The organism is Sinomonas sp. G460-2 (assembly GCF_047759905.1).
Lineage (GTDB): Bacteria > Actinomycetota > Actinomycetes > Actinomycetales > Micrococcaceae > Sinomonas.
On the sequence record NZ_JBKZWT010000234.1, the window covers coordinates 1 to 5,765 of the forward strand.

Below are 5,765 nucleotides of genomic sequence, written 5' to 3' on the forward strand. Positions count from 1 at the left end.
GTCGCCGCGAGATCCGCCCTCAGGCCGCGCATGCTCGCGCGCAGCTCGTCGCGGAGCGAGTCCGCGAGCCGCCGCACGGACGCTGAGATGTCCTGTTCGACATCGGCGAGCTCGTCGCGCCGTGCGTCGAGCTCGCGCAGGCCGGCCTCCGTGATGCGGTAGATGCTGCGCCGCCCGGCAGACTCCACCTCGACGAGTCCCTCCTCCTGGAGCTTCGCGAGGCGCGGGTAGACCGTGCCAGGGCTCGGGGAGTACGTCCCGCCGAACCGGTCGCTCAGCGCCTTGATGAGCTCGTAGCCGTGGCGGGGCCCGTCCTCGAGGAGCGCGAGGAGGTACAGGCGCAGCGCACCGTGGGCGAAGACCGGGGGCGTCACTCTGCCGCCCGCTCTCCGCCGCCGGCTGTGGGATCGTCGGCCGAATCGCCGGCCGAGTAGCCGGACTCGGCCGAGCTCGCGGCCTGGCCCGCGTGGACCACCGAGACGTTGCCCGAGACGGTGTTCGAGCGCAGGACCATGAGCTTGAGGTCCGGGCCGAGGATCGTCTCGAGGCGGCCCTTGAACGAGGAGAAGCGTGAATCATCGATCACGACACGGCCGGATACGGTCGTCGCCGTGAGGTCGACGCCGATGTCGCGGGGGAGCCGAATCGTGATGTCTCCGCTCACGGTGCTCGCGCCGAGGGACTCGCAGTAGCCCTCCGTGTCGAACACGAGGTCCCCCGAGACCGACTTGGCCCGGATGTCCTTGAGCAGGCCGGACGCGGTGATCTCGCCCGAGACGGTCTTTGCCGTCAGGATGCCTTCGTGGCTCCGCGCGATGAGGTCGCCGCTCACCGTGTTGAGGTGGAGCTCGCCGCGGGTCCCGTCGCCCAGGACCGAGCCCGAGACGGTATTGAGCCGCGTCACGGGGCCCGTGCCGGAGACGAGGCCGTCCCCGCTCACCGTCCCGATCTCCACGGTCACGCCGGCGGGGACGGCGATCGAGACGACCGTGTGGTTCTCGCTCGATCCCGACACGGTGCCCATGAGGTTCTTGAACCAGCCTTCGAGCCCCTGGAGCTGGTGGCGGACCTCGAGGCGCCCGTTGTCGAGGCTCACGGCCACGGGGTCGCCTCGCACCTCGCTGACCTCGATGACGGCGTCCGGGCGGTCGTGGACGATCACGTCGAGACGGCCGCCGACGATTCCGGCGCGCAGCGACGTGACGCCGTCGACCGTGATGGTCTGCGGCTCGGTGATGTTCCAATTCTCCGTGGACATGGCCCCTCCTGGCGGAATCCCCCTCCCGCGGCCTCGTGGCCGCGGGCTCGCGATATAACGCGATCTGACAAACACGATATATCGCGTTCTAAGATGGCGCAAGACCCCGGAGACGTTCGAGGGTCAGCCCCGGTGGGTGGTGCCCCGGGAGCTGACCCTCCCCACCGGCTCCCAACCTTCACAGGCTCAGGTCGGGTCCCTCGCTGGCGTGGGCCCTAAAGCGTCGCGCTGCAGCTACGACTGCGGAAGCCGCAGCCACGGGAACCAGCCCCGGTGCAGCACGAGCCACGCGATGAGCCCATACCCGGCCTGGCCGGGGACGCCCGCGTTGGCGGCCAGGTCTCCGCGCCACTGCTCATGGTTGAGCAGCGGGGAGAACGTGTCGACGTAGTAGTGCTTGCGCCGCGTCGTGACGTCCGCGAATGCCGTGTTGAGCTCGCCGAGGCGGCGGTTCTGCGTGGGGTCGAGCGTGGGCGGCGGCCCGACGACAAACACTTCGGCGCTGTTCTGCGCGGCGCTGTCGAGGATGTTGGCCACGTTGAGCCGGCTCCGGGCAGGGGTCAGGCCGAACTCGATGTCCCGGCCCGAGAGGCCGATGACGAGGCGGTTCTCGTAGCCCTCGCCGAAGCGGCGCTGGGCCTCCTCGAGCCAGCGGGTCGAGAGCGTCTCGGTGCCCTCCTGCGGCGCCGCGAGCACGTAGCTCTCGAGGGTCAGCTCTTCCCGCGGGGTCCGGGCCAGGACCCGTCCGAGCCAGCCGAGCGCGCGGGGATCCCCGTTCCCAGCCAGCAGCTCGTCGCCGATCGCCGCGAGGCGAACCTTCCTCTCGTGCGCCATGCGCTCCTCCAACCAGCTGGCCGCCTCCGCCGTGCGTGCACGGCGCTTTGGCTCCCGAGTCTAGCGAATGAGCGGGCCCGAGCCCGGGAGGGCGGGCCCCGCGGCACAAGTGGCGGTGTGGGCCTCCCAACCCGGGTGCCCACGACGAACGACGGCGGCCCGCACCTTCCGCGGGGAAGGTGCGGGCCGCCGTCGACCGTATGAACCGGCTCAGCGCCTTGGAGGCTAGAGCTGGAAGCACTCCGCGAGGAGCGTCGACTCCTCGGCCGAGTGGCGCTTCATCGACCCGGCCGACGTCGCGGCCGACGCCGGGCGGGACACGATGCCCAGCGGGCGGTCGAGCTCAGGGGCGAGGTTGAGCGCCATGAAGGGCCACGCGCCCTGGTTGGCGGGCTCGTCCTGCGCCCACACGACCTCGGCGTTCGGGTACTTTGCGAGCTCGGCGGCGATCTCCGCCGTCGGGAGCGGGTAGAGCTGCTCGACGCGGACGAGGGCCGTCGCGGCGTCCTTGGCCTTCGTGCGCTGTGCGAGCAGGTCGTAGTACAGGCGGCCCGAGACGAGCAGCACGCGCTGGACGCCCTGCGGGTCGAGGTTCTCCTGCTCGGGGATGACCGGACGGAACGCGCCGTTCGTGAACTCCTCGACCGGCGACGCGGCGGCCTTGAGGCGCAAGAGCTGCTTCGGCGTGAAGACGATGAGCGGCTTCCGCGGCCGGCTGTAGGCCTGGCGGCGCAGGAGGTGGAAGTGCGAGGCGGGCGTGCTCGGGTGCGCGACCACCATGTTGTCCTCGGCGCACAGCTGGAGGAAGCGCTCGATGCGCGCGGACGAGTGGTCCGGGCCCTGGCCTTCGTAGCCGTGGGGGAGGAGCATGACGACCGAGGACCGCTGGCCCCACTTCTGCTCAGCGGAGGAGATGAACTCGTCGATGATCGTCTGGGCACCGTTGACGAAGTCGCCGAACTGGGCCTCCCACAGGACGAGCGTGTCGGGGCGCTCGACCGAGTAGCCGTACTCGAAGCCGAGGGCGGCGTATTCGGAGAGCGACGAGTCATAGATCGCGAGCTTCGCCTGGTCCGGCGCAATGTTCGCGAGCGGGGTCCACTCGGCACCCGTGGTCCGGTCGTGGAAGACCGCGTGGCGCTGCACAAACGTGCCACGCCGCGAATCCTGGCCTGCGAGACGGACGGGAACGCCCTCGCTGACGAGCGAGCCGAACGCGGCGAGCTCGCCGAAGCCCCAGTCGATGCCACCCTCGCGGGCCATCTGCTCGCGGCGCTCGAGGAGCTGCTTGAGCTTCGGGTGCACCGTGAAGCCGTCGGGGATCTCGAGGTGCACCTGACCCATGCGGGCGAAGGCCTCGGGGGTCACCGCCGTGGACTCGGGGTGCTGCTCGCCCGAGGAGTCCTCCTGCTGCTGCGAGATGGGACGCTCGAGGTCGGACACGGCCTTGAGATCGCTCGTGACGATCGGGATCGGCGAGGTCTGCGCGGCGTGAGTCTCAGCGAAAACGCGCTCGAGGCGCTCTTGGTAGTCGCGGAGGAGCTGCTCGGCCTCGTCCTGGGTGATGTCGCCACGTCCGATGAGGCTCTCGGTGTAGAGCTTGCGGACGGAGCGCTTCGCCTCGATGAGGTTGTACATGAGCGGCTGCGTCATCGACGGGTCATCGCCCTCGTTGTGGCCACGGCGGCGGTAGCACACAAGGTCGATCACGACGTCCTTGTGGAACCGCTGCCGGAAGCGGTACGCGAGCTGCGCGACGCGGACGACGGCCTCGGGGTCGTCGCCGTTGACGTGGAAGATCGGGGCCTGGACCATCTTCGCGACGTCGGTCGAGTAGACCGAGGAGCGCGACGCGGACGGCGAGGTGGTGAAGCCGACCTGGTTGTTCACGATGATGTGGATCGTGCCGCCCGTGCGGTAGCCGCGCAGCTGCGAGAGGTTGAGCGTCTCGGCGACGACGCCCTGGCCCGCGAACGCCGCGTCGCCGTGGACGAGGATCGGGAGCACGGGGAACGCCTCGCCCGAGTCGAGCCGGTCCTGCTTCGCGCGCACGATGCCCTCGAGGACCGGGTCGACGGCCTCGAGGTGGGACGGGTTCGCGGCGAGGTAGACCTTGGTCTGCTTGCCGTTCTCCGCCGTGAACGTGCCCTCGGTGCCGAGGTGATACTTGACGTCGCCGGAGCCCTGGACGCTGCGCGGGTCTTGGGTGCCCTCGAACTCGCGGAACACCTGGGCGTAGGTCTTGCCCGCGATGTTGGTGAGCACGTTGAGGCGACCGCGGTGGGCCATGCCGATGCCGACCTCGTCGAGGCCGTCCTCGGCCGCGCCGGAGAGGACCGCGTCGAGCATCGGGATGAGCGATTCGCCGCCCTCGAGCGAGAAGCGCTTCTGGCCCACGAACTTGGTCTGGAGGAACGTCTCGAACGCCTCGGCGGCGTTGAGGCGGGAGATGATGCGGAGCTGCTCCTCGCGGCTCGGCTTCTTGTACGGGTGCTCCATCTCGTCCTGGAACCACTTGCGCTCGGCTGGCTCCTGGAGGTGCATGTACTCCGTGCCGGTAGTGCGGCAGTAAGCGTCGCGGAGCACGCCGAGGATGTCGCGGAACTTGGCCTTGGGCCGGCCGCCGAAGCCGCCCGTGGGCCACTCGCGGTCGAGGTCCCAGAGCGTGAGGCCGTACGTGAGGACGTCGAGGTCGGGGTGGCGGCGCTGGACGTACTCGAGCGGGTTCGTGTCCGCCATGAGGTGGCCGCGCACGCGGTACGCGTGGATGAGCTGCTGGATCCGGGCCACCTTGTTGATGGTGTCCTCGGGGTTGACCTGCAGGTCCGGACTCCACCGAACGGGCTCGTAAGGGATGCGCAGGGACTCGAAGATCTCGTCGTAGAAGCCCTGCTCGCCGAGGAGGAGCTGGTGGACGATCCGGAGGAACTCGCCCGAACCGGCGCCCTGGATGACGCGGTGATCGTAGGTCGAGGTCAGCGTGATGATCTTGCCGACGGCCTGGAGCGCGAGGATCTTCTCCGACGAGCCCTGGAATTCGGCCGGGTACTCGAGCGCGCCGACGCCGATGATCGCGGCCTGGCCCTTCGAGAGGCGCGGAACCGAGTGGACCGTGCCGATGCCGCCGGGGTTCGTGAGCGAGACCGTCGTGCCGGCGTAGTCGTCCGCCGTGAGCTTGCCCGCACGCGCGCGCTTGATGAGGTCCTCGTACGTGTGCCAGAACTCCGAGAAGTTCATGGTCTCGGCCTTCTTGACGTTCGGGACGACGAGGAGGCGCGTGCCGTCCTTCCCCGGAAGGTCGATGGCGATGCCGAAGTTGACGTGCGAGTGCTGGACGGCGACGGGCTTGCCGTCGATGTCGTCGTAGCTGACGTTCATGGACGGCATGAGCTTGAGTGCGCGGATCACGGCGAAGCCGATGAGGTGCGTGAACGAGACCTTGCCGCCGCGGACGCGGGTGAGGTGGTTGTTGATGACGATCCGGTTGTCCATGAGGAGCTTCGCGGGCACCGCGCGCACCGTTGTCGCGGTCGGAACCTCGAGGCTCGAGATCATGTTGGACGCGATCGCCTTCGCGGGGCCGCGGAGGGTCGTGACGACGTCGTCCTCGACGGTCTCGTCCTTGGCCTTCTTGGGCAGCTGGGCGGGGATCGGGCCGGTGGCGGAGGGCTTG

4 protein-coding genes are annotated in these 5,765 nt (G+C 69.4%); all 4 read right to left on the reverse strand.

What is annotated here, in order from left to right; genetic code table 11:
• On the reverse strand, positions 1 to 374 hold a 374-nt coding region (locus tag ACLN58_RS16775), incomplete at its 3' end, for a PadR family transcriptional regulator (RefSeq protein WP_415856393.1).
• On the reverse strand, positions 371 to 1,258 hold the full coding sequence (locus ACLN58_RS16780) for a DUF4097 family beta strand repeat-containing protein (RefSeq protein WP_415856394.1): 888 nt from the start codon (positions 1,256 to 1,258) through the stop codon (positions 371 to 373). The genes ACLN58_RS16780 and ACLN58_RS16775, both read right to left, overlap by 4 nt.
• Positions 1,259 to 1,492: 234 nt before the next feature.
• Positions 1,493 to 2,092, reverse strand: coding sequence for a GDSL-type esterase/lipase family protein (locus ACLN58_RS16785; RefSeq protein ID WP_415856395.1), 600 nt, complete (start codon positions 2,090 to 2,092; stop codon positions 1,493 to 1,495).
• A gap of 225 nt (positions 2,093 to 2,317) precedes the next feature.
• On the reverse strand, positions 2,318 to 5,765 hold a 3,448-nt coding region (locus tag ACLN58_RS16790), incomplete at its 5' end, for a multifunctional oxoglutarate decarboxylase/oxoglutarate dehydrogenase thiamine pyrophosphate-binding subunit/dihydrolipoyllysine-residue succinyltransferase subunit (protein WP_415856396.1).